Genomic DNA, 4,123 nt, shown 5'->3' on the forward strand with positions numbered 1-4,123 from the left:
TGGGCGGCGGCCCCGACAGTCCTGGCGCACCTGCCGGGCGCGGCACGGGGTTGGCCCGGGTGCCCCGTGAGTCGTGCGTGCCGTCGCTTTCCGTCCCTACCCCTGCCCCCTGTGCAGTCACCGGTCCGCCCTGCTGTACCTGCTCCATACCTGCTGTACCCGCTCAATGTATTGCCACTGACGGGCATTCAGCGGCTGGCCCACCGTCCGCCGCCCGCAACCAGGTTGACGCCCGCCCGGACCGTCACTCTGTCGTTCACGCTGTCCGTCACGGACAACGACACGCCCCCACTACTACCGAACGGCGCATGCCCGTGCCCCTCCGCCGCCCCTAGCCTGCGAAGAAAGCCCCCGGAACACCGGTACACCCCGGAACCCCTGAACACCCCCCAGGAGCCCCTCATGACCGCCATCCCGCAGGAGCGCCGTCTCGTCACCGCCATTCCCGGGCCGAAGTCCCAGGAGCTGCAGGCCCGCCGTACCGCCGCGGTCGCCGGCGGCGTGGGGTCCGTGCTGCCCGTCTTCGCGGCCCGCGCCGGCGGCGGAATCGTCGAGGACGTGGACGGCAACCGGCTGATCGACTTCGGCTCCGGCATCGCCGTGACCTCCGTCGGTGCCAGCGCCGAGGCCGTCGTACGCCGTGCCTCCGCCCAGCTCGCGGACTTCACCCACACCTGTTTCATGGTCACGCCGTACGAGGGGTACGTCGAGGTCTGCGAGCGGCTCGCGGAGCTGACCCCGGGCGACCACGCCAAGAAGTCCGCGCTGTTCAACTCGGGCGCCGAGGCCGTCGAGAACGCGGTCAAGATCGCCCGTTCGTACACCAGGCGCCAGGCGGTCGTCGTCTTCGACCACGGCTATCACGGCCGTACGAATCTGACCATGGCGCTGACCTCGAAGAACATGCCGTACAAGAACGGTTTCGGCCCCTTCGCCCCGGAGATCTACCGGGTGCCCGTCGCCTATGGCTACCGCTGGCCGACCGGCCCCGAGAACTGCGGTCCCGAGGCGTCCGCCCAGGTCATCGACCAGATCAGCAAGCAGATCGGCGCCGACAACGTGGCGGCGATCATCATCGAGCCGCTGCTCGGCGAGGGCGGTTTCATCGAGCCCGCGAAGGGATTCCTGCCGGCGCTGGCGCGGTTCGCCCGGGAGAACGGGATCGTGTTCGTGGCCGACGAGATCCAGTCCGGTTTCTGCCGTACCGGCCAGTGGTTCGCCTGCGAGGACGAGGGTGTCGTACCGGATCTGATCACCACCGCCAAGGGCATCGCGGGCGGTCTGCCGCTGGCCGCCGTGACCGGCCGCGCCGAGATCATGGACGCCGCGCACTCGGGCGGCCTGGGCGGCACGTACGGCGGGAACCCGGTGGCCTGCGCCGCCGCGCTCGGCGCCATCGAGACGATGAAGGAGCTGGACCTCGCCGCGAAGGCGCGCCGCATCGAGGCCGTGATGAAGCCCCGGCTGGCCGCGCTGAGCGAGAAGTACGACGTCATCGGCGATATCCGCGGCCGGGGCGCGATGATCGCGATCGAGCTGGTGAAGGACCGCGCGACCAAGGAGCCCAACCCGGAGGCGACGGCCGCGCTGGCCAAGGCCTGCCACGCGGCGGGACTGCTGGTCCTGACCTGTGGCACTTACGGGAACGTGCTGCGTTTCCTGCCGCCCCTGGTGATCGGCGAGGACCTGCTGACCGAGGGCCTGGACATCGTCGAGCAGGCGTTCTCCGCGCTCTGACCAGGCATGAGGAGCTCCAGGAGGCCACTTGGGGTCATCTTCGGGGCAACGGTGAGGGCCTGTGAAGAAGGTGTGCGAGGGCGATGGCGGGAGCTGTTTCCGGCTGTCGGTCGCGGCCTGCCTGTCGTACGGTTTCCGCAGATGAGAGAAACACCCCGCTCGCAGGGGACTGCGGGCGACACCGGAGCGGAGCATCCCCAGCCCCGCTTTGGTCGTGCCTTCGCGCACACCACTGGAGATTCAGGCTCTGGAACTCCTTGCCGATCGGACGGCCACCCGCCCCAAACCCCCCGGGGCGTGTGGCACACCGATGCGGACGGCCGCCCCGGAACTACCCCCCCTGTTCCTGGGCGGCCGGCTCATTTCCCGGAGCGTTCCCGGACTTTTCCCAGGTCACGTCTCCCTTTCGGCAGGCCCCGTCTCCTCTTCCGCGGGTCCCGTCCGCTCTTCGCGCTCTGCGCGCTCCTCTTCTCGCTGATCACCTGGCAGGCCGCCGCGGGCGGACCGCTGCGCGGCGCCGACGAGCGCCTGGGACTGGCGCTCGCCCGCCAAGGGCCCACACCTCTGACGGAATTCCTCGCCGACCTCGGCGGGATGCCGGTGGCGCTGCCCGTACTGGCCGTGGCGATCGGGTACGCGGTGTGGCGCGGGCAGCGGGCGGGGGCGCTGGCGGCCGCGCTCGCCATGGCCGCCGTCCCGGCTCTGGTCGTACCGCTCAAGATCTGGATCGACCGGCCGGGCCCGCTCACCGACGCGACCGGTTACTACCCGTCCGGGCATACGGCCACGGCGATGGTGGCGTACGGCGGCGCGGCCCTGCTGCTGGCCCCGTACACCGCTCCGTATGCCCGACGCCCGTCGACCCGACGCGCGTACGGCCCGCGGGGCTGGCCGGTGCCCGTCGCCGTCCTGCTCACCCTGGCAACGGGCACCGGCCTGGTCCTGCGTGGCTACCACTGGCCGCTGGACGTCCTCGGCAGCCTGGCGCTGTGCGGAATGCTGCTCCTGGTTCTGGGTCGGGTGCTCCGCGCACTCCGCACGCCCGGAGCACCCGCCGCGTGGTCCCGGCTCAGCCGAAGTACGCGTCGAAGTTCCGCGAGAACTCCCACTGGTTGAAGCGGTCCCAGTTGATCGACCAGGTCATCAGTCCGCGCAGCGCGGGCCAGGTGCCATGGGTCTGGTAGGAGCCGCAGTCCGTCTTCTTCGTCAGGCAGTTCAGCGCCTTGTTGACCTCGGCAGGCGAGGTGTGGCCGTTGCCCGCCTGGGTCGAGGCCGGCAGACCGATGGCCACCTGGTCGGGCCGCAGCGCCGGGAAGACCTTTGTGGTGTCACCGGCCACCGGGAAGCCGGTGAGCAGCATGTCGGTCATGGCGATGTGGAAGTCGGCGCCGCCCATCGAGTGGTACTGGTTGTCCAGACCCATGATCGGGCCCGAGTTGTAGTCCTGGACATGGAGCAGGGTGAGGTCGTTCCGGAGGGCGTGGATCACCGGGAGGTACGCCCCGGCGCGCGGGTCCTGGCCGCCCCACGGGCCCGATCCGTAGAACTGGTATCCGAGCTGTACGAAGAAGGTCTCGGGGGCCATGGTCAGCACGAAGTCAGGACCGTACTTGGCCTTGAGGGTCTTGATCGCGGAGATCAGATTGACGATGACCGGAGTGGTGGGGTTGCGGAAGTCGGTGTCGCCGGTGTTGAGGGAGAGCGAGTGGCCCTCGAAGTCGATGTCCAGGCCGTTGAGTCCGTACTCGTCGATGATCCTGGACACCGAGGAGACAAAGGTGTCGCGGGCCGCGGTGGTGGCGAGCTGGACCTGCCCGTTGGCGCCGCCGATGGAGATCAGGACCTTCTTGCCCGCGGCCTGCTTGGCCTTGATGGCCGCCTTGAACTCGGCCGCGGACTCGACGTTCGGGCACTCGGCGACCGGGCAGAGGCTGAAGCGGATGTCACCGGAGGTGACCGAAGTGGGCTCGCCGAAGGCCAGGTTGATGACGTCCCACGAGGCGGGCACATCGGCCATGCGCGTATAGCCGGAGCCGTTGGCGAAGCTGGAGTGCAGATAGCCGACCAGGGCGTGGGCGGGCAGTCCGCCGCCGTTTCCGCCGCCGCCCGAGGCGGAGGTGGTGGCGCTGACGGCCGATGAGAGGGCGGACGTACCGGCGGCGTTGGTGGCGGCGACCTGGAAGCTGTACGCCGTGGACGGGCTGAGCCCGGTCACGGTCGCCGAAGTGCCGCTGACATCAAGGGCCTTGGTGCCGCCGCGGTAGACGCTGTAGCCGGTCGCGCCCGTGACGGGGGACCAGGAGAGGGCCACGGAGGACGAGGTGACCGTTCCCGCGCGCAGGCCGGTGGGGACGGCCGGGGGCTGGGCTGGGGTGCCGCCGGGGCC

3 protein-coding genes are annotated in these 4,123 nt (G+C 70.2%); 2 read left to right on the top strand and 1 reads right to left on the bottom strand.

From position 1 onward, the window contains the following. The first annotated feature begins 402 nt into the window (after positions 1-402). Positions 403-1,737, top strand: a complete 1,335-nt coding sequence (gabT, locus tag WH07_RS34805) for a 4-aminobutyrate--2-oxoglutarate transaminase (RefSeq protein WP_046509048.1) — start codon at positions 403-405, stop codon at positions 1,735-1,737. Positions 1,738-1,878: 141 nt separating this feature from the next. Next, a complete protein-coding gene (locus WH07_RS34810; RefSeq protein WP_107073668.1) occupies positions 1,879-2,853 on the top strand; it encodes a phosphatase PAP2 family protein in 975 nt (324 codons plus the stop codon). Here WH07_RS34810 and WH07_RS34815 read toward each other — a convergent pair. Beyond that, a partial coding sequence (locus WH07_RS34815; RefSeq protein WP_046509052.1) for a chitinase occupies positions 2,807-4,123 on the bottom strand: 1,317 nt, incomplete at its 5' end. The genes WH07_RS34810 and WH07_RS34815 overlap by 47 nt on opposite strands.

It is taken from the genome of Streptomyces odonnellii (assembly GCF_000981895.1).
Lineage (GTDB): Bacteria > Actinomycetota > Actinomycetes > Streptomycetales > Streptomycetaceae > Streptomyces > Streptomyces odonnellii.

What these genes read in the sequence shown, in the direction of transcription:
- gabT (WP_046509048.1), top strand. Translation starts at nt 403, where the DNA reads ATGACCGCCATCCCGCAGGAGCGCCGTCTCGTCACCGCCATTCCCGGG.
- WH07_RS34810 (WP_107073668.1), top strand. Translation starts at nt 1,879, where the DNA reads ATGAGAGAAACACCCCGCTCGCAGGGGACTGCGGGCGACACCGGAGCG.